Source organism: Streptococcus sanguinis SK1 = NCTC 7863, from assembly GCF_000194945.1.
GTDB classification, from domain to species: Bacteria; Bacillota; Bacilli; order Lactobacillales; family Streptococcaceae; genus Streptococcus; species Streptococcus sanguinis.
On the sequence record NZ_GL878507.1, the window covers coordinates 189075 to 210188 of the forward strand.

At 40.3% G+C, this 21114-nt stretch carries 16 protein-coding genes and 2 pseudogenes; 16 read left to right on the forward strand and 2 right to left on the reverse strand.

The window, feature by feature from the left end; translation table 11 throughout:
- The first annotated feature begins 89 nt into the window (after window positions 1-89).
- From HMPREF9378_RS09835 to HMPREF9378_RS09810, 7 genes and pseudogenes are all read left to right on the forward strand, one after another.
- Entirely contained in the window at window positions 90-1016 is a 927-nt protein-coding gene (locus tag HMPREF9378_RS09835) for a hypothetical protein (RefSeq protein ID WP_002913327.1), read from the forward strand.
- Between the two features lie 228 nt (window positions 1017-1244).
- Complete coding sequence (locus HMPREF9378_RS09830; RefSeq protein WP_032908935.1) at window positions 1245-2207, forward strand: hypothetical protein; 963 nt, start codon at window positions 1245-1247, stop codon at window positions 2205-2207.
- Window positions 2208-2250: 43 nt separating this feature from the next.
- Window positions 2251-2328 (forward strand): annotated as a pseudogene (locus HMPREF9378_RS11490) (SsrA-binding protein); the annotation flags it as partial.
- A gap of 143 nt (window positions 2329-2471) precedes the next feature.
- Window positions 2472-3464, forward strand: a complete 993-nt coding sequence (locus HMPREF9378_RS09825) for a hypothetical protein (protein ID WP_002913329.1) — start codon at window positions 2472-2474, stop codon at window positions 3462-3464.
- A 376-nt stretch (window positions 3465-3840) separates the two neighbouring features.
- Window positions 3841-4704, forward strand: coding sequence for an SAM-dependent methyltransferase TehB (tehB, locus tag HMPREF9378_RS09820; protein ID WP_002913331.1), 864 nt, complete (start codon window positions 3841-3843; stop codon window positions 4702-4704).
- Between the two features lie 425 nt (window positions 4705-5129).
- Window positions 5130-7199 carry a M13-type metalloendopeptidase gene (locus HMPREF9378_RS09815; RefSeq protein WP_002913332.1) on the forward strand — a complete coding sequence of 690 codons (2070 nt, stop codon included), beginning with the start codon at window positions 5130-5132 and terminating at the stop codon, window positions 7197-7199.
- A gap of 319 nt (window positions 7200-7518) precedes the next feature.
- Window positions 7519-9570 (forward strand): C69 family dipeptidase, encoded by a 2052-nt coding sequence (locus HMPREF9378_RS09810; RefSeq protein WP_002913333.1) that lies wholly within the window; start codon window positions 7519-7521, stop codon window positions 9568-9570.
- Between the two features lie 90 nt (window positions 9571-9660).
- Here the strand turns inward: HMPREF9378_RS09810 and HMPREF9378_RS09805 are convergent, their stop codons facing one another.
- Window positions 9661-10221, reverse strand: coding sequence for a TetR/AcrR family transcriptional regulator (locus tag HMPREF9378_RS09805; protein ID WP_002913334.1), 561 nt, complete (start codon window positions 10219-10221; stop codon window positions 9661-9663).
- A 142-nt stretch (window positions 10222-10363) separates the two neighbouring features.
- On the opposite strand from HMPREF9378_RS09805, the gene HMPREF9378_RS09800 reads away from it, so the two are divergent.
- From HMPREF9378_RS09800 to HMPREF9378_RS09780, 6 genes and pseudogenes are all read left to right on the forward strand, one after another.
- Window positions 10364-11065 (forward strand): ABC transporter ATP-binding protein, encoded by a 702-nt coding sequence (locus tag HMPREF9378_RS09800; protein WP_002913343.1) that lies wholly within the window; start codon window positions 10364-10366, stop codon window positions 11063-11065.
- A gap of 1 nt (window position 11066) precedes the next feature.
- Window positions 11067-13790, forward strand: coding sequence for an ABC transporter permease (locus HMPREF9378_RS09795; RefSeq protein WP_002913345.1), 2724 nt, complete (start codon window positions 11067-11069; stop codon window positions 13788-13790).
- A gap of 95 nt (window positions 13791-13885) precedes the next feature.
- A complete protein-coding gene (locus HMPREF9378_RS09790) occupies window positions 13886-14734 on the forward strand; it encodes a metallophosphoesterase family protein (protein WP_002913347.1) in 849 nt (282 codons plus the stop codon).
- Between the two features lie 55 nt (window positions 14735-14789).
- Window positions 14790-15238 (forward strand): annotated as a pseudogene (locus tag HMPREF9378_RS0110825) (Rrf2 family transcriptional regulator).
- Window positions 15239-15468: 230 nt separating this feature from the next.
- A complete protein-coding gene (locus HMPREF9378_RS09785) occupies window positions 15469-16326 on the forward strand; it encodes a VOC family protein (RefSeq protein ID WP_002913350.1) in 858 nt (285 codons plus the stop codon).
- Between the two features lie 35 nt (window positions 16327-16361).
- Complete coding sequence (locus tag HMPREF9378_RS09780; RefSeq protein ID WP_002913351.1) at window positions 16362-16886, forward strand: methylated-DNA--[protein]-cysteine S-methyltransferase; 525 nt, start codon at window positions 16362-16364, stop codon at window positions 16884-16886.
- Between the two features lie 22 nt (window positions 16887-16908).
- On the opposite strand, the gene HMPREF9378_RS11730 is transcribed toward HMPREF9378_RS09780, so the two are convergent.
- A complete protein-coding gene (locus HMPREF9378_RS11730) occupies window positions 16909-17205 on the reverse strand; it encodes a hypothetical protein (RefSeq protein ID WP_223330908.1) in 297 nt (98 codons plus the stop codon).
- 144 nt (window positions 17206-17349) lie between these two features.
- Between HMPREF9378_RS11730 and HMPREF9378_RS09775 the strand changes: the two genes are divergently transcribed.
- From HMPREF9378_RS09775 to dcm, 3 genes are read left to right on the forward strand one after another with little or no spacing between them, the layout of a single operon-like run.
- Window positions 17350-18405 (forward strand): DNA cytosine methyltransferase, encoded by a 1056-nt coding sequence (locus HMPREF9378_RS09775; protein ID WP_002913353.1) that lies wholly within the window; start codon window positions 17350-17352, stop codon window positions 18403-18405.
- Between the two features lie 2 nt (window positions 18406-18407).
- Window positions 18408-19808, forward strand: a complete 1401-nt coding sequence (locus HMPREF9378_RS09770) for a protein NO VEIN domain-containing protein (RefSeq protein ID WP_002913354.1) — start codon at window positions 18408-18410, stop codon at window positions 19806-19808.
- Window positions 19805-20845, forward strand: a complete 1041-nt coding sequence (gene dcm, locus HMPREF9378_RS09765; RefSeq protein WP_002913356.1) for a DNA (cytosine-5-)-methyltransferase — start codon at window positions 19805-19807, stop codon at window positions 20843-20845. Before HMPREF9378_RS09770 ends, dcm begins: the two co-directional genes overlap by 4 nt.
- Window positions 20846-21114 lie beyond the last annotated feature (269 nt).

Consider the following 21114-nt stretch of genomic DNA (forward strand, 5'->3'; position numbering starts at 1 on the left):
TGAGGAATGTAATTCGGAAGCTATCTTACAGACAGATAGAATATATAAATATGCAATGAATTCTTCAGTAAAATACTTGAGGTTAAGAAATGAAAGTTCTAAAATCAAAAAAGAATATCTTCTTCATTATTATTTTTGTAGCTTTACTTGTAGCTCTGTTTCTCTATCAAAATTCACCGGTGGAAGAGGAGCGTTTTGCATCGGGAAATGCGGTATCTGTTGAAAAACTCAGTTTTGAGCAGTTGGAAGATGAAAAACTTGTATTTGTGACAACTAAGGATTCTGAAAAGAGATTTCAAGGATTAAGAGTTGGACAAAATAAATTTTATATACAAGATTGGAGGTTCGATTATAGTAAAGAAAATGGAGCTGATAGTCGTCAGAATGAAGGAGAGTATTATTTTATTAATGTGTATGATCTAAAGACGAAGAAGTTTGAGAAAAGATTGGATATTTTTGAAATTGTTCGACATTATGATGCTTCGTTGGGGGTTGATTTATCTGGCGATATTCTAAACATTCAAGGTCAGGATTATATTTATATTAGATTAGTAAAAGAAAACAGCTCAAAGAGGTTTAAAGAGATCCTCTTTAATGTAGATACAGAAGAGGTAATTGATTATTCTAAAGAGTTTATTAAATATAAGTTACAGTTTGATGAAGCGTCCATTACAAGTGGCTTGTCGGCTTATCTCACTGACTCATACGGTATTGGCTCACACTTTACTGATCTTGAACCTTCGAAAAGAGAAGGAAAAGAAATACCTAGCAATCTAAATATTTCGCAACTTTACCCTGAGGTTGTTAAAAAAATGAATTCTTTTGAGGGAAAGATTTTTACTCGTCAAGGCAATATTAGCTCAGAGGAATGGTATAATACACTAATGCACTGGTTTGCTCCAGTAGGGCAAGATAAGCTTTCTCTTTCTATAACTGATAAGGAAACTAGTGAAGTAACACCTATTAATTCTTATGAAGATTTTTTAAAGTGGAAAGAGTCTCATCAAAATGATTGAGCTGGGCAAAGAAGTGAATAGTAGCCACAGGGGAAGATGACTAATGACATTAAAAGACTGGGCGACCGGTCTTTTTTAGTATTCAATTCTGACTTTTGATTTATGCTATAATGGAAAGGATGAGGTTTGAGGATGACCACTTTTGGTGAATGATTGATGAAAAAGTGGATTGACTCCGAGGACTATCAAAATAAATGGCTAGATGAATTAAAAAGTGGTGGTAAGCAAATGAAACTCAATAAAAAGCTATTCATATTTATATTCTGTTTGATTCTGACTTCCGTGGCTTCACTGACTTTTTTTCTAGGTGGGAAGAAGAAAGAATATGCTAAGAGTGAATATTGTGTTGAAGGAATACAGCTATTTAATAAAGAAAAATATGTTTTGGTTGGCAGTAAAGAAAATGATTCTTTTCGCTATAGTCAAAATTATATAACGGATTTTAAATACAACAGTTTGGATGAATATGACAGTGTAAGTTCATCTAAAGTAAATAAAGAGGAATATTTCAAAATCAAGATTTATGATTTACACGATTCCACCAAAATAACTAGCAAAGAAGTCGATATCTATAGTTTGTTAGGACGAGAGAATACATATAGGCTCAAGCAGATTCAGGAGCAGTTCTCAAAGGATGGAAAAGAGTATTTATCCTTTAGCATGTATTCGAACGAAGGCGGTAAGATAGAAAAAACTATATACGTAATTCTGTCGTTGGATACGGGAAAAATCGAAAAGAAGATGTCAGAAAATGAGTTCAATGAATTTTTAAGTAAAGAGGATATCACAATTTTTCCTGTGGAGGCTTCTTCGCCTATGGCTACCAATTGGAAAAAAGGAGGTATAGAGAGTCAGATTAGTTCTTCAACATCAAATTATCACTTAGGATATGGACCAGGTTACTTAGTAGCTTCTTATGATAAAGGTAATTTAGAACTTTCAGGTACTAATTTTGCAAAACTTTATCCAGAAATTGGGACAAATATAAAAGAAGGCAATAAAATTTATTTCCGTCCTAATCAGTATAATGAAGAAGAATGGTTTAATGATTTAATTCATTGGTTTGCTCCCGAAGGTCAGGATGTAATGGAACTTTATGCCACAGATGAAACAACTGGAGAGAAAACACAGATTCGATCTTTTAGTGATTTCAAGCAATGGATCGAAAACCATCCACAAAAAGAAAACTAGAGTCTACAGGAAAACGATAAAACTACTGACAAATAACTCTTGCGACAAGCGCGAGTCCATCAAACGCCGCGAGCAAAACCTCGACATCGCAAGACAGATGAAAAATTTTAATACAAGATGAAAGACTGGGCGACCGGTCTTTTTGAGTATTCAACTCTGACTTTTGATTTATGCTATAATGGAAAGGATGAAGTTTGAGGATAAATTTATTTATAAAAAGCAGATCTTTTAAGACAAACTATATACTGGATTAAGGAGCAGAAGATGAAAAAGACAAATAAAAAATGGTTGAACCGATTACTGTTGTTTGTATCTGTTCTCGGATTGATAGGGGGAAGTTTATTCCTCTATCAATGGTATCTGTCGGAGAAATATACAGGCTACCAGTATTACACTGGTAAAGCGAAAATTGACTCTTATCAAATTATTGCGGATGGCAAAGGAGCGATAGTACATTGGGATGTAGTTCAGTCAGAGGAAGCAGAATTGCGCAAGTATAATAAACAATTATTCACTGAATGGCATAATCCCACATCTCAAAACTATATTCTCAGGGATAATATGAAATTACCAAAGCACCCTTCGGCTATCCATGAATCAGTTGGGAAGGATACTTATTGGACTTTATCAATTTACAAGGTAGAAGGGAATAAACTAAAAGAAGAACCTGAAATTGACTTACTGGCTACAGTGGACGAATATAAGAAGGGGTATATTGCGATTTATATTGGCCCAGTCTATTCTTATAAAGGTAATGATTTGTTGGCGCTTTACATTAGACCCTTAGAGGAATCTAGAGCAAAGAAACAGGTATTTTTAAATCTCCAAACAAGAAAAATAGAAGAAGTAAAAGCTATTGAGGACATAAAAACTTCGTTGCCTAAAGCTGAAGTAGATGTTAGGGATTTTCCTCAGTTGGGCATAAAAAAATCTGTGATAGATATCAACCAATTCACAATTAATCGAGAAAGCTTAAAAGTGGCACCTATAAGTAGTGACAAAAAATCGATGTCTATTCTTGAAAAAAAAGATGCTCAAGTTATTGTTTTAAATAATGAAAATAGCATTGATATTGGGGAGCGTCTTATTTCAGTATATTCATTATTTTTCCCTAAAAGTTATACTTTAAAAGAATTATGGTATATTCCTAAAGAGCTTTCGGTGGATGGTCAGGAACATGTCATGGGAAGCAAAGAAGAGTTTGACCAATATTATGATATTGAAAAAGCCAAAAATCTTTATCATCTGAATGATTAGAATGTTGGTAGACGGTTTATTTTCTATCTTCGGCAATATATTATCTGAAAGAGCACACTTTGATTTTGGTTACTGAGCGCGGACCGATAAGGGAAACAGTGATATATTTTTTCTTGATGTTCTCATATTTTTTGAATTGAACGATCAAAGATATGCTGCTGGCTGCAGTATTAGGCTTCTTTGGCTATAAGCAAGTTAGCAAGAAAAAAGAAGAATAGTAGTAAACTTCCTATGTGAGAAAGAACTGGCTGATTGGTCAGTTCTTTCTTTTTACAGGGAAGGCCGTTCAATTTGCCACTTGTCAAGTCGGTTCTTTTCGAGTATGATAAAGACAGTTAGATTATTTGTAGCTTAGCTTTTAGAGAAAGGATTTTTTATGACAGAAGAATTGCTAGCTTATAAACGTATGCCGCTGTGGACGACTGATACAATGCCAGAAGCGGTAAAGAGAAAGCACAATACCAAAGAGGGAACTTGGGGTAAAATCACTGTTCTCAAGGGACGTCTTAAGTTTGTCGAGATGTCAGAGGAGGGTGAGGAGCTGGCTGAGCACATCTTTGGAGCTGGTCAGGACAATCCTTTTGCCCAGCCCCAAGCTTGGCATCGGGTTGAAGCCTTGACAGATGATCTGGAGTGGTATTTGGAGTTTTACTGTCGGCCTGAGGATTATTTCCCTAAGAAATACGGCAGCAATCCAGTGCACTCAGAGGTTTTGGAAGCCATGCAGACAGTCCGACCAGGGCGGGCTTTAGATCTAGGCTGTGGTCAAGGTCGCAATGCTCTCTTTCTAGCTAAGCAGGGCTTTGAAGTGACAGCTGTAGATCAGAATGAGCTGGCGCTGGAGATCTTACGTAGCATTGTGGAGCAGGAGGATTTAGATTTGCCAGTGGGTGCCTACGATATCAACTCAGCTAGTCTGACTCAGACTTATGATTTGATTGTTTCAACCGTTGTCCTTATGTTCCTGCAGGCGGAGCGGATTCCGGATATTATCCGCAATATGCAAGAGCACACAGCGCTTGGTGGCTACAATCTCATCGTCTGTGCTATGGATACAGAAGACTTCCCATGCTCTGTTCCCTTTCCTTTTACTTTTAAGGAAGGCGAGCTTGCCGAGTATTACAAGGACTGGGAGCTGGTTAAGTACAATGAAAATCCTGGTCACCTCCATCGCCGGGATGAAAACGGCAATCGAATTCAGCTGCGCTTTGCGACGATGCTGGCTAAAAAGGTTCAGTAGAAGACAGTAGGACAGAAGTTGATTTTTTAAAATTTAGCTTGGCTCACTTATTTTGAGGTTCTGGTTTAAAAGGTCTGGGAGACAATTTAAATTGTCTCAGATTCAATATTTTTTGAACATAATAAAGCTAGACTGAGGCATTTTTGTCTCAGTCTTTTTTTATTTTAGTAAAAAACTTTAGAAATATTTTAGAATTTCTTTAGAAATATCTGAAGTTTGGAGGCTATACTAGAAAGTGCAAGGAGGAGAGAAAAGAGCTGGAAGCAACAGGACAGCTGATAGAAACTTTAGTTTTTCTTTAAGTGTGACTCTAGACCAAATCACTTTTAAAAGCAGACTAAAAGACCATATTTTCTCCTCTTGCGGCAATTTTTTCCAGACATTCAGTTTTCTGTTGACGAGGAAAAAAGAATATGTTAAAGTAAATGAGTAAAATAAAAAAGTCAATTATATTTTACTTAATATACAAGGAGGAACTCATGAAGAAAAGAACGAAAATCATTCTAACTTCTACGTTGACTGTGACCGGCCTAATCTTGGCTGCCGGTGGCTACTGGGCTTATAAGACCTTTGTCCCTCAGGAGACACCGATCGATAAGAATGCCACAGTGAGAACCAATTACTATCAAGCCATCAATAAAAAATGGCTGGAAAAGGCAGAGATTCCTAGCGACCAGCCGTCTAATGGTGTGTTTTATGAGCTGAACGAGCAGGTCAAGGATAAGATGAAGGCGGATGTCAAAAATCTAGTCTCTGGTAAAGAAGAGTCAACGATTGAAGGTATGCCTGAGTTTATCAAATACTACCAGCAAGCGACTGACTTCAAGCAGCGGGAAAAGGATGGCCTATCCCCTCTCAAGTCCTATCTCAAGGAAATTGAAGACTTGTCCGACCTGAAGGACCTAGCTAGCAAGGCTGTTGACTGGGAAAAGCGTGGTCTAGCACTGCCGTTTACCCTTGAAATTAGTTCTAACCTAGAAAATACCAATCAGAAACAAGTGAATCTGTCCAGTCCAAGTCTTATGCTGCCGGATAAGAGCTACTATGAAGATGAAGGTGCTAAGAAAAGGATGATGGATCCGCTGGAAAAAGCATTCAAAGAAGCCTTGCAAAAGCTGGGATACAGTGAAAAAAACAGCGAAAAGATTGTCAAAGAAGCCTTAGAATTTGATGGAGAACTGGCCAAGTATGCTCAAAGTAATGAAGAAACTTCGGAAATTAAAAATCTTCACCATCCTAAGACGGCAGAAGATATCAATGCTTACTCTGATACCTTTAAGTTTCACGATATTATCAATGACTATCTAGGCCAGGAATCTGGTGATGTCAATGTACCTAACCCTAAGTATTATGAAAATTTTGCCAAGGTAGTCAACGACAAGAACTTTGCCAAGCTCAAATCTTGGATGCTTGTGAAGCAAGCCGCATCAGCATCTAGTTTTCTAACCGATGACTATCGGCTGATTTTTGCAGAGTACCAAAAATCCTTGCAAGGTACTAAGGAAGCAACTTCAAAAGAAGATGCAGCATACAATCTGACAACAGGAACCTTTTCAGATGTCTTTAGTCTTTACTATGGCCGCAAATATTTCGGTGAGGAAGCCAAGCAAGAAGTGACCCAAATGGTCAAGGATATCAAGGAAGTCTATCGGGAACGTATGCTGAAAAACGAATGGCTGTCAGAAGAAACCAAGCAGAAGGCAGTCAAGAAGCTGGATACTATGAAACTCTATATCGGCTATCCTGAAAAAGTTCGCGAAGTGACTAAGGTCTTGAAAGTAGACGATAAAAAATCCTTCTTTGAGAATGCAATTGCTTTGAGTCAAGCAAAACATCAATATGATGTTGAACACTTCTCTGAGCCAGTAGACAAGGACGAGTGGGTCATGCCTTCCTATGATATCAACGCTTATTACTCACAGGAAAATAACAGTATCAACTTCCCAGCCGCAATCCTGCAGAATCCATTCTTTGATGTTAAGCAAGAAATGGAAAAGAACTATGGTGGTATCGGTATGGTTATCGGTCACGAGATTACTCACGCCTTCGACTCAAACGGTGCAAACTTTGATGAAGAGGGGAATTTGAATAATTGGTGGACAGAAGCAGATAAGAAAGCTTTTGACAAGAAAATTGAAGCAGTTACCAAGCAGTGGGATGGTATTGAAATCTACGGCGGCAAGGTCAACGGCAAGCTTACGGTAACAGAAAATGTAGCCGATGCGGGTGGACTTTCAGCTACTCTAGAAGTTGTTAAAAAGAAATATCCAGATGCAGACTTGAAGAATTACTTTGAAAACTATGCCAATATCTGGAGAAGCAAGGCCAGTCTGCAATTTAACCAACTTCTCCTGAAGGTAGATGTCCATGCTCCGTCCGAACTGCGGGTCAACCAGCAACTCAAAAATGTAGAGGCCTTCTATGAAACCTATCCAGAAATTAAAGAAGGTGATGCCATGTATCTGGCTCCAGATAAGCGGGTCAGCGTATGGTAAGATGGCTTGTCTAGAGAAGACGGTAAAATAATCTAAGCTATGAAGCACAACCAGTTTGGAAATAGGAGAGAAGTTTGTCCTTTTTCTCCTATCCATTCTTTCCTGCAATACTTGCGCGGCTACGGTTTGTGCCTCCGCAGCCACGTGTCTTTAAAGTCAGATTTTATCTGGCTTTTTTCTATTTTGAAATGAATTATTTATCTAGTAAATCTTACACGTCAAAAAAATGAAATCGCTTGCAAAACCTAGAGTAAAAGGCTATACTGAATATAGTATTTAATTTTGTAATTTTTCACAAAAAAACAAAGGAGATATTTTTATGAAAAAAATATTGTTTCGTTCCTTGTTAGCTCTTTCGACCATTTTTCTCTTTCCTTTCCAAGTGGTCGAAGCCTGCACAGGATTTATCGTCGGGAAAGACCTGACGGCAGACGGCACAACGCTTTACGGTCGGACAGAGGACTTGGAGCCAAATCACAATAAGGTCTTTCTGGTTCATCCGAGAAAGACTAATGCGAGTGGTGCCAAACTAGTCGATGAAGCCAACGGTTTTGAATGGACCCTGCCGGCAGAAAGCTACAAGTATACTTCGGTATCAGATGTGACCCCATCCCAAGGTATTTTTGATGAGGTTGGCTTCAATGAATACGGTGTTTCCATTTCTGCGACTGTTTCTGCCAAGGCTAATGATGCCATCCAAAAAGTGGATCCTTATGTAGCAAATGGTTTGGCAGAGTCTATCCTGACAACCGTCGTTCTGCCCCATGTTCAGACTGCCCGTCAGGGTGTGGAGCTGATGGCGCAGATTGTCAGAGAGAAGGGAGCAGCAGAGGGTAATATTATCACCATTGCTGACAAGACTGGTGTCTGGTATATGGAAATCCTATCTGGTCACCAATATGTTGCTATTAAATTCCCAGATGACAAGTATGCTGTCTTTCCTAATACTTTCTTCTTGGGTAGTGTTGACTTTGACGATACAGAAAATGTTATTGCCTCAAAGGGTGTTCAGAATGTAGCCAAGCAAGCTAACTCTTATAAAGAAATTGACGGCAAATTCCACATTTCTCAGTCCTACAATCCACCGATGGCAGAGGCAGATCGTTCGCGTGCCTGGGCAGGTATCACCAGTCTAGATCCAAATGCGGCCGTGTCTTATAACGACTCTTACTTTGATCTCATGCACTCCACAGACAGAAAGATCAGTGTAGCAGATGTCATGGCTATGCAGCGCAATCGCTTTGAGGGCACTCAGTTCAAACCTCTGGACCAAATGGAGCTAGATGGTAAGGGGCTGCCACAACGCGGTACGACAGACCCTGTTTACAAATATCCGTTGGGCAACCCAAATGTCATGGAAGCTCATATTTTCCAGCTCAAAGACGGCGTTCCAGCCAATATGGGCGGAGGCACTATGTGGCTGGCGGTAGGCAGTCCGCGCTTCTCACCTTACCTGCCTTATAATGGGAATATCACGGATACTTACGATGCTTATAAGGTCAACACAACTAGCTACAGTCCAGACTCTTGGTACTGGGTAGCATCTCATATCTACGATATGGCGGCCAAGCATCAGGACCTCTTTGGAACTTCTGTCCAAGATAAGTGGAAGGCTTTGGAAACCCGATTTATTGAGGAGCAAAATGCTCTAGATGCAGCCAATGCAGCTCTTCCAGACTCTTCAGCCAAAGTCACAGAGGAAACACAGGCTCGAGCAGCGCAAGTCTTTAAGGAAATGAAAGAGCTAGAAGCTGAAATGGAAGCTAAAATCAAGGAAGCAACAAAAACAACTCCATCTAGCTCCAGCAAAGATTCTAGCAGCTCTTCATCAACTCAAAACTCGTCAAGTTCTTCCTCTTCAGCAACTTCTAGCAGTTCGGATACACGGACGGAAGTCAATGTAGAAGATGACAGCTTGGTAGATGTCACAACTGGCATTCGCTTGAAAAATGCTGACTTGGTCAAGGCTGGTCTTCAGCTGTCAGTGAAAAAAATGGAAAGCAAGATTCAGCCGACAGATACTTATGACATTAGCTTGACCAATCCAAATGGTCAGCCGGTGCATCAGGTTAGTCCAACCCTTGTGACGATTCCAGTACACAAAGACCTGCCAGTGGATGCCGTCTATGCTCTGGATGAAAATGGCAAGCAGGTTGAGAAGTTTGATGTAACAGTTAATCAAAACCAGACCATTAGCTTCACGACCAATCATTTCTCTGTTTATCAAGTGCAGTATCGAAATGAGCAGTCCGTCAAGGCTAAGAAGAAAGACCTACCATCAACAGGTGAGCAAGTCACCATCATTGGCCTTGCAGGCTTGATTATCCTAGCAGGAGTCTTCTTCCTTTTGAAGAAAACAAAGAAAAACTAATCTAAAATAAAAAGAAGGCCGAGCAATATGTTCGGCCTTTCTTAGTGGAAAAAATGACTTTTGTCTAGGCTAGCCTTCAAGCTAGAGCCTTTATCTTAAATAATCATAGTTATAAGTAGTCAAAATGATGTCAGTGAGTTCTTCAGGTTCTTCTTGAGCTCCGCCGGCTATCCAAAGAGAAATAATCCCCTCAACACTGGATAGGAAGATTTCCAAGGCGTATTTCTGAGGGATGTGAAAGTTCTCCTCTAAAAAACGCTGGGTAGCATCCTTTTGCTTATCACTCAGAATGATAGTGGTTATGTACTCCCGAATAGCTTCGCGAAAGTCAATATAATGGCTTCTGGTCAGGGCATTGATAAGACGTTCATTAGCACGGAGTATATGAAATTTTGCTATCATTAACTTTTTGGGATATTCGTTCTCCGCTTCAAACATGCTATAACTAGAAAGTTGAGAAATAATTTCTTTTTTGAGACTATCAACCATCTGATATTTATCTTGGTAGTGGAGGTAGAAGGTGCCGCGATTAATCCCTGCCCGTTTGCAGAGTTTGCTGATGGAGATAGTATCAAACCTTTCCTCTGATAGTAGTTGAATCAAGGCTTCTTTGATGTCTTCCTTAGTGCTAGTTTTTCGTTTCTGGACCATTTTTTCTTCCTTTTTACTTAAATCAACACTTTGTTGATTTTTGATTATTGCTTTTTATCTAAGCTCATTATATAATATCTGTGATTTAGAATCAACATATTGTTGATTTAAGGAAAAGAGCTTTGAAAAGGAGAGAGACGATATGGCTTACATTGAAATGAAACATAGTTTTAAACGTTATCAGGTAGGTGACACGGAAATTGTTGCCAATCATGATATTTCTTTTGAGATTGAAAAGGGGGAACTAGTCATTATTTTGGGCGCTTCAGGTGCCGGTAAGTCTACGGTGCTTAATATCCTCGGAGGTATGGATACCAATGATGAGGGAGATATCCTGATAGACGGCCAGAATATTGCTGACTACAATTCCCACCAGCTGACGGACTATCGCCGCAATGACGTGGGCTTTGTCTTTCAGTTTTACAATTTGGTGCCCAACCTGACGGCCAAGGAAAATGTCGAATTGGCTTCTGAAATCGTCAAGGATGCTCAAAATCCAGTGGCCGTTCTAACTGCGGTTGGTATGAAAAATCGCCTCAATAATTTTCCTGCACAGCTATCAGGTGGGGAGCAGCAGAGGGTGTCTATCGCTCGGGCTGTGGCCAAGAATCCCAAGATTTTGCTCTGTGATGAGCCGACAGGAGCCTTGGACTACAATACCGGCAAGCAAGTGCTGCAAATCTTACAGGACATGTCTCGCAATCAAGGGGCGACGGTGATTATAGTGACCCACAATGCTGCCTTAGCTCCCATTGCTGACCGGGTTATTCGCATGCACGACGCGAGAGTCAAGAGTATCACAGTCAATGATCAACCACAGGATATAAGTACATTGGAGTATTGATATGAAGAGAAAGATTTATTGGAAAGATATTCTGCGCTCCTTCACTAGCTCTAAAGGACGTTTCCTATCTATTTTAATCCTCATGATGCTGGGCTCTCTGGCTCTTGTGGGGCTCAAGGTCGCTCCTCCCAATATGCGCAGAACAGCAACAGATTACTTGAAAGAGCGGCGAACCATGGACTTGGCTGTTATGGCGGACTATGGTTTGGATGCGGAGGATCAGAAAGAGCTGGAAGCTATCAAGGGAGCTGATGTCGAGTTTGGCTATCTGACAGATGTCACCGTAGACGAGGAGGCCCTCCGAGTATTCTCAGATACCAAGGATATTTCAAACTTTCAAGTGACCTCTGGTCGTCTTCCTAAGAAAGAGCAAGAAATTGCCCTGGCTAGCTTTTGGTCTAAGAAATACAAGCTCGGTCAGGAGATTCATCTGACTGAAAAAGCAGGCAGTCGGTCAGTTCTGAAAAACAAGACCTATAAGATTGTGGGTTTTGTCAACTCGGCGGAGCTATGGTCTGATAGAAATCTGGGCAATGCGACTAGTGGCAGCGGGGCCTTATCTGCCTATGCTGTAGTCAGCCCTAAGGCCTTTGATACAGATGTTTACAGTATTGCCCGCCTGCGCTATCATGATTTAGAAAAGCTGGCTCCCTTCTCTGCAAGGTATCAGGAGCGTTTGGAGCAGCACCAGACAGCTTTGGACAAGAGCCTGGAAGATAACGGAGTGGCCCGGTTTAAGAGATTAGAGGCGGATGCCAAAAGTACCATTCAAAAGGGCCAAGATAAGATTGCTCAGGCTGAGAGTGAGCTGACCCAAGGTAAAAAACAGTTAGAGCAAGCTCAGAATCAGCTGGACCAGCAAAAAACCCAGCTAGAAGCAGCCCAAGCCACTTCTATCCTCCCTCCTGCACAGCTCAGCCAGAGCCAGCAGCAGATTCAGGAAGCTGAGTCTCAACTCAATCAGAAAAAATCTGAGCTGGCACAGGCAGAGAAAGACTTATCAGCTAGCAAGGACAAGATAGCTGACGCTAAGACAGACCTGAATCGTTTGAAAGAGCCGACCTATCATAGCTATGACCGCAAGTTTCTGCCAGGTGGGAATGGCTATCATATGTATAAAAACTCCATGAATAGTATTGCGTCGATTGGTAATATCTTCCCGGTGGTGCTCTATCTGGTGGCAGCTATGGTGACCTTTACCACTATGACGCGCTTTGTCGATGAGGAACGAACAAATGCAGGCGTCTTCAAGGCTCTAGGCTATCATAGCCGCGATATCATTCGCAAGTTTGCTCTTTACGGTTTGGCGGCGGGGAGTCTAGGTACTTTCATAGGGATTCTGCTGGGACATTATTTCTTATCGGGGGTGATTTCTTCTATTATTACCAGAGGGATGGTGCTTTCTGCCCCGCATGCATATTTTTATGTTTCCTATAGTATACTGGCCCTTGGACTTTCCCTTCTATCCAGTGTTCTCCCTGCCTATTTGGTGGCAAGACGGGAGCTGACAGAAGAAGCAGCCCACTTGCTTTTGCCCAAGCCACCGGTCAAAGGCTCCAAGATTTTCTTGGAAAGACTGACCCTTATCTGGCGACGTCTTAGCTTTACTCAGAAGGTCACAGCTCGCAATATCTTTCGCTATAAGCAGCGGATGTTTATGACCATCTTTGGTGTGGCGGGTTCTGTTGCCTTGCTCTTTGCCGGTCTAGGACTCCAATCTTCTATTGGTGGTATTCCCAAGCGTCAGTTTGAGGAGATTCTGCGCTACGACTTGATTGTCGCTGTCAATCCTGGGGAGAATCAAGCTGAGCAAGACAAGCTGAAAAAGATGCTGGCAGATGACTCGATTGCTGACTATCAGGAAATCCATAGTGAAACCCTAACAGAGAAATACAAAGGAAAAAAAGAGACAGAATCAGTCACTTTAATGGTTACGGACAAGGAAAATTTTGAACCTTTTATTTCTCTGGAAAGTCCCGACAACCAGAAAAAGCTGAGTCTCAAGAATGGTGCAGTTGTTTCGGATAAATTGGCCCGTATAGCTGGAGTTAGCCCCGGTGGCAGTATAGAGCTGGGTGGCAAGCCTGTCAAGCTCGCAGCAGTCAATGAGAATCATTTTGGCCATTTTGCTTTTATGAAGGCGACTGACTACCAGAAGATTTACGGGAAAAAGCCTGAGAAAAATGCTTATCTAGTGCGGCTCAAGGACTCTTCTAGTAAAAATATTGTTGATAAGGCCAATGAATTTATGAGCCTCAAGTCTGTCAAGAGTGTCTCCCAAAATGCTAGCATGGTGAAGCAGTTCAACGTTCTAGCTGATTCTCTTAATAATACAATGCTGGTTTTGGTCCTGATTTCCATTCTTTTAGCAGTCGTCATTCTCTACAATCTGACCAATATCAATGTGGCTGAGCGGATTCGCGAGCTGTCCACTATCAAGGTTTTGGGCTTCCATAATAAGGAAGTGACCCTTTATATCTATCGAGAGACCATTATTCTGTCAGTAATTGGGATGACAGTTGGACTTCTAGGCGGTTTCTTCCTGCATCGTTTTTTGATTGAGAAGGTTGCGCCTAGCATTATCAGCTTAAACCCTCAAGTAAGTCCCTCAGTCTATCTGTTTCCTCTAACTGCAGTGACTCTTATCCTGACCTTGCTTGGCTTCTTTGTCAATTACCGCCTCAGACGGGTGGATATGCTGGAAGCACTTAAGTCTGTCGATTGATAAAAAAACACTTCAAAACTTTCACTCACTTGATGGGTGGAAGTTTTTTTGAACTTTGATATAATATTCCTTGTAAAGAAAGAGAAAGACACACGATGACACGAAAAATTGCCTTATTATCCGATGTGCATGGGAATAGCACAGCCTTGGAAGCGGTACTGGCGGATGCGGAAAGCCAGCAGGTGACAGATTATTGGTTTTTGGGGGACTTGCTCCTGCCAGGAACTGGCCGCAGAAATATCTTAGATAGGATGGAGCAGCTGCACATCAGCCTCCAGGTCATAGGGAATTGGGAAGACAGCCTCTGGCATGCCCTGCACCAAAAGTTAGACTTGACACGTCCCAGCCATCTCTACCTGACCCGGCTCTGTCATTTTGTCCTAGAGGAAGTCGGTCCTGAAGAGATTGACCGCATGCAGGAACTTCCTCTACAGGTCTTGACAGAAGTAGAAGGCTTGAAGATTGCGGTCAGCCACCATCTGCCAGATAAGAATTGGGGGCGGGAATTGATTCATATTGGCGAGCAGAGCAATTTCGACCGCCTTTTTGAGGGCAATGACTGTGCTGTTGCTGTTTATGGCCATATTCATCAGCAGTTTCTTCGTTATGGGACTAAGGGTCAGCTGATTATCAATCCCGGCTCTATTGGTCAGCCATTCTTTCTAGATTCGGCTTTGCGTCAGGACTTGCGAGCCCAGTATGCCATTTTAGAGATAGATGAGATGGGTCTGGCTGATGTCGACCTGAGGCGCGTGGCCTACGATGTGGAGCAGGAGCTGAGATTGGCGCGGGAGCTCCACTTGCCTTACTATGAGATTTATCGGGAGAGCTTGGTCAATGGTATCCACCATACTCACAATCACGACCTGCTGCGGGAAATCAGTGAGAGGGAAGGCTATGCAGATGAGATTGCAGCTTTCTTAAAGTCCAGTCGTAACTCTTGAAGTTACACCCTTTTTGGGATATAATAGTGAGAGAGAATGATGAGGGAGGAGAAAAATGCAGATTTCTAGTCGTTTTACCATTGCCACCCATATGCTGATTGTCCTGGCTTTGGAGGGAAAAAACAAAAACTGACAAGTGATATCCTTGCTGGCAGTGTTGGCGTCAATCCAGTTATTATTCGCAAGACCCTGTCCCAGCTCAAGAATGCCGGGATGATTACCGTTGCTCGTGGGACTGGAGGAGCAGAGATTGCCAAAGATTTGAAAGACATTAGCCTGTTGGATGTCTATAGCGCGGTTGAGTGTCTGGGCAAGAGCGGCCAGCTCTTTAGCTTTCATGACAAGCCCAATCCTGACTGTCCTATCGGCAAGAACATTCACAATGTTTTAGATGACCGCTTGGCAGCTATTCAGGCAGCCATGGAAGCTGAATTGGCTCAGACCAGCCTTGCCGAAGTTGTCGCAGCAACCGAAAAAGAAATTAAAGAACAATCTGTTTCCTAGTGAGCAGATTGTTTTTTGTTAAGAATTTTACGAGATGTAATTATTGACATTACATTAAAACCTGCTATACTAATAGATGTAATATAAATAATTACAATATAAAAATAAGACTTCGAAGCAAATGGAGGTATGGAAATCCATATCAAGAAACCTATCTCTGTTTTGGAGAAATAAAAAAAGATGGAGCAGGAGCACTCCTGACATTTAAAATTAAAGAGAGGAGAAAGTACATGACTTTTGAATATCAAAGCAAGATTTATCTAGGAGAGGTGGCACTTTATGTAGCCGATTTAGCAATACAAAAGGACTTTTATCAGCGCGTTTTAGGGCTGGAGCTTTTGGAAGAGCAGGACGGACAGGTGGCTTTGGGAAGGGACGGACAAGTGCTGGTGAGGCTCTTAGCAACCAGTGACCGACAGCCCGTCAAGTCGGCTTACGGTCTTTATCATCTGGCGCTTTTGCTTCCCAGCCGTCAAGCTTTAGCAGATATCCTGAAGCATTTATCCGAAAATAGAGTTCCTATGGTCGGAGGAGCGGACCACGGTTATAGTGAAGCCATTTATCTGGAGGATCCAGAAGGCAATGGCATTGAGCTTTATCGGGACAAACCTCAGGCTGATTGGGATATTCGGGAAGATGGCCGCATTATCGGAGTGACGGAAGCGCTAGCGGCTCAAGAAATCTATGAACTCGGTCAGGAAGTCCAACCGTTTAGTATTGCTGAAGGCACTCGTATGGGCCATGTCCACCTGTCTGTGAAAAATAGCAGAGCTGCCAGTCATTTTTACCAAAAGCTTCTAGACTTGGAGGATAAATTTTCTGTACCTTCTGCTAGCTGGTTGGCATCAGGGAACTACCATCATCATTTAGCAGTCAATGAATGGGGAGGTTCTCATTTGAATCATCGCCAACCTAAGCAACTGGGACTAGCCTATTTTGAGACGCAAGTAGAAGGAAAAGAAGGCTTAGTAGCTATTTATGAAAATGCTCTGGACTTGCAGGCACCAGTCCGATGGATTAGCTCCCAAGAGCTAGAAGTCACAGACCCAGATGGGATTGTGGCAAAAGTTAAGACAAGAGTGGTATAATAAGACATATCAAGAAGCTAAAAGAAAGAAAAAATATGTACAAGACTTATTATGCATCACCGATTGGCCAGATTCTCATCTTGACGAACGCAAATGCCTTGTTGGGACTTTGGCTGGAGAATCAAAAATATTTTGGGACAGGCTATAATCTAGAGCAAGCGCAGCAGGAGGAGACAGAAATCAGCCGACGCGTCTCTGCTTGGTTGGATGCTTATTTCAAGGGAGAAAATCCTGCGACAGATGAGATTCCATTGGCACCTCAAGTAACTGAGTTCAGAAGCAAGGTTCTGACAGTGCTGCAGAAGATTCCTTATGGGCAAACGGCTACCTATTCAGACATTCTACGAGAATTACAAGCCGATTACGGTAAAATTGGCTCGGCTAGAGCAGTCGGTGGCGCTATCGGTCATAATCCGATTTCCCTTCTGATTCCCTGTCACCGGATTGTCGGAAGCGACGGCAAGCTGACCGGTTATGCCAGTGGCCTTGATAGAAAAGCTTTTCTATTGGAGTTGGAGGAGAGCGTCTCCAATCACAAAGCACTTACTTTTGCTAAATGATTTGAGTAGTTAGAACGGCTACTCATTTTTTACATTTTGTCGATAAAATTATAAGAAATTTCAATTCTTCTATTAGCTTCTTTTGACCTTGAGTAGGGTGAACCAAAATCCTGTCTACTAAATCATTTGTAATCTCCACGGTTCGCTTGTGAATAGAATTTCCTTTTTTAACAACCTCTAATCCATAACTATCAATTAATCGGATTAAGTACTCAAGATTTGAAAGGTTAATTCCATATTTTTCTGTAAGTCGATTTAAGCTGAATACTTGTTTGCTTAGTTCATAAATCTGAACTTTGTCCTCATAAGTTAGTTTCATAGTAAACACCCCAAAAGTTAGATTTTTCTGTCTAACTTTGGGAGTGCAGTTCAGAGTGAGTCTTTTCATTTTCCAAAGTATCTTCAAATTGCTTTCTGTGGTATAATTGTAGATAGTAATGAATGATAGTGTGGAGTTTATAAATTGAATAAATATAATATCATAGACTTATTTTCAGGAGCAGGCGGTTTATCTTATGGATTTGAGGCGGCAGGTTTTAATGTATTATTAGGTATTGATAATGATGAAAAAGCCTTAGAAACTTTCCGAAAAAACCACAAAAATTCAAAAGTATTGTGTGGAGACATTACGAATATATCTTATGAGGAAGATATAAAACCAATAATTGGAGAACAAAAAGTGGATCTAATTGTTGGAGGTCCGCCATGTCAGGGAATGTCTCTTTCTGGACCGCGAAAATTTGATGACCCTCGGAACAAACTCTATTTATCCTATATCCGCTTAGTTCGAGAAATACAACCAACCGCTTTTGTTATTGAAAATGTGATTGGTATTGTCAGTTTGTTTAAAGGACATATAAAAGATGCGATCATCGAAGAATTTTCAAAAATGGGCTATAAGGTTCAGTTTAAAGTTTTGTTAGCTTCTGATTATGGTGTTCCGCAAAATCGAAAGCGTGTCATTTTTGTAGGAACAAAAAATGATGGATTTGAATACCCTACTTCATTGGGAACAACTATCACGACCGAGATGGCACTTTCTGATTTACCAACATTAGAAAATGAACTTGGCGATGCAGAGATGGTTTATGTTTCAGAACCTAAAAATAACTATCAAAAACTAATGCGAAAGCAGTCTTCAGTTGTGTTGAATCACATTGCAGCCAAGCATTCTGAAAAAGTAACAAGCACGATTGCTCTTGTTCCTGATGGTGGAAATTATAAAAACCTACCCGAAGAATTACGAGAGTCAAGAAAATTTAATGTTGCTTGGACTCGATTTGCAAGCTGGAAGCCAGCTCCTACGATTGATACGGGGCACAGACATCATTTTCATTATAAATACAACCGTGTTCCAACCGTGAGGGAATCCGCACGATTACAATCGTTTCCTGACGATTTTATCTTTTATGGGAGTAAAACACAGCAATTTAGACAAGTTGGTAATGCTGTTCCGCCTCTAATGGCTCAACAGATTGCGAATAGTTTATTGAAATATTTAAAAAATAACGAAGAGTAACTATGTATCAAGTTCCAGAAAAATATTATTTTAGATTGCATCACCCACGACCTCGTTTTAAAAACGATGTCGAAAACGTTCTTGTTTATATGGCGACCAATATTTCTGATTTAGGGATATTGCCAAAAAAGGAATTTAGTAAGAAACTAAATGAAATTATTAAACACTACGCAGGCAATGCTGATAAAACGGAGAAGACAATTAATAACTGGCGAACGGAGATTTCTTCTTTGTTTGGCTTGATGATTGAGAAAGAAGGATTTGTTTATTCAGGAAATAGAGCTAAGGAGTTGACTGACGACCAAGACCTTATTCGTTTTTTTAAAACATTTTTGTATAATTTCGAATATCCTGGTGGGCATCTAAAAGATAATGAGATTGTTAAGCTGTGTCAAATTGGAGTTCAATTTAAGCCATCTCAGTATTTACTGGAACTACTTACAGAAGCGTCACAGGTTGAAGAAAAAGCTATTTACCTCACTGATGAGGAAGTTGCACATTGTATTTTTAATGACTTAAGGTGCACTCGGGATAAAGAGCCTGTTTTGAAAGTATGGAATCGCATTAAAGATAACAGAGAGTCCAAGATGGTTTACGACACTACAGGTGATGTTATACGCTATGCTAAAGATATTTTAGATTATATGGTTATAGCAAGCCTGCTAAGTGTTCAAGGCGGTAGGTATAAAATAAATTCCATAGAAGAGCAAGCAATAAATGAATTTTTACAATCAGATACTGTATTTGATGGCTATGCTCAATTCATTGGTAAATCTTCAACAAGGATTGAAGAGATTAGAGAATATAGAAGTGCTTGGTTCGAATATGTCAATCGTGATTTGGGAGATATTGATTTTAGAACAAACTTTAATCTTTATATTCCAAGTGATATTGATTTTACTGAAGAGAATTCGGATATTATCGGACATCTAACTGAACATATCGAATATAGCGAGAAAATATCTACTGCTATTGTGGGAAGTTCAGGAGAAGCGATTGTTATTAATCACGAGAAACAAAAATTGCGAGAAAATGGACAAGAGCAATTGCTTCACCTTGTTAACTTTATCCCGACACAATTTGGTGTAGGCTACGATGTTCAATCTTTTGAGTGTGATGATTCTGAATTAAGAAAGTATATTGAGGTAAAGACAACGGTCAGCAATACTTCTATTACTTTTAATTCGTTTCATATCACACCAAATGAATGGCGAACAGCAAAGTCTGTGCGTGATAGATACTATATATATCGTTTGCAGATTTCAAAACATAGCAAAAAGTTGTTTATTATCAAGAATTTGTATGATTTAGTAAAAAATGAGAAGATGCTACTGATTGAGAGAAAGGATGGTTATGATGTTCGCTTTTCATCATCAGTGGGCTTTGAGGAGAATTTAATTTGAAGAAACTAAAAATTGCTTCTCTCTTTAGTGGAGGGGGTGGAACAGATATTGGTTTTGCTGGTGGATTTGATTTTTTAGATCAACATTATGCTGATAATCAAATTGAGATTGTCTATGCGAATGATATTGATGATAGTGCTAATAAAATGTTTGAAAAGAATTTTGGTATTACTCCGGACAATCGAAATGTTCGAGAAGTAAAATCGAATGAAATACCATCTTTCGATATTTTAACAGGTGGATTTCCGTGTCAGTCGTTTTCTGTTAGTGCTCAAAATCCGAAACGTCTAGGGATAAAAGACGAAAAAGGAACGCTATTTTTTGAGATGGTGCGAGTGTTGAAAGCACATCAACCGAAAGCTTTTTTTGCTGAAAATGTTAAGGGAATTTTGTCTGCAAACAACAAAGAAGCCTTTCCATTGATTATTGAGGAGTTCGAAAAAGCTGGCTATAATGTTTCCTATAAACTTTGCGTAGCTACAAAATACGGTGTTCCACAAAAGAGAGAGCGTGTGTTTATTGTTGGTATTCGAAAAGATTTGAATTTTACTTTTGAATTTCCTGAAGAGCCTATTCAGAATGAAGAAGATTACACACCACTAAAAGCAATTCTTCAGAAAAATATTGATGAAAAATATTATTTTAGTGAGAGGGCAGTGAAAGGAATGCTAAATAGCAAGTCTGGCAAAAAAATGAATAAAGGGCGAGCACAGGACATTGAGCGACCAAGTAATACGGTTAGTTCTCACTTAGCGAAAGTTTCTTTAAATAGTACTGATCCTGTTTTGTTGGAAAATGGTCGTTATCGTCGTTACACTCCAAGAGAAGTTGCACGTATTCAATCTTTTCCAGAAAACTATGAACTGATTGGTTCAGAAGGCGCTCAGTATAGAATGCTCGGGAATGCCATTCCTCCTGTTATGATGTGGTATATAGCTGAAAAGTTAGTGTCAGATTTGCGAAATAGCGATGCAGTTGCAAAACAGCACGAACTTGAAGAGAGTTTTGGTCAATTAGATCTATTTGAAGCAAGTTGATAATTTTAGTGTACGTGGCTTGGTATGAAGTTAGATTTTCAAGATAAGACTTCTATACAAGTATTTTTCAATAGTGGAGGCTAGTATAAAATATCACGAAAATTCTCAATTTAAGGGAGAGTGTTATGTTGAGTGCTAGCTACTGTGCTTTAGATGATAAAGTTATAACAAGAGATAGAATAACGTCCCTGTTGATCTATTATGTAGTAAAGACTTTGTAATTTGATTAACCAATAACTCGTTAAACTCAGCAATTTGAAATCACTAGG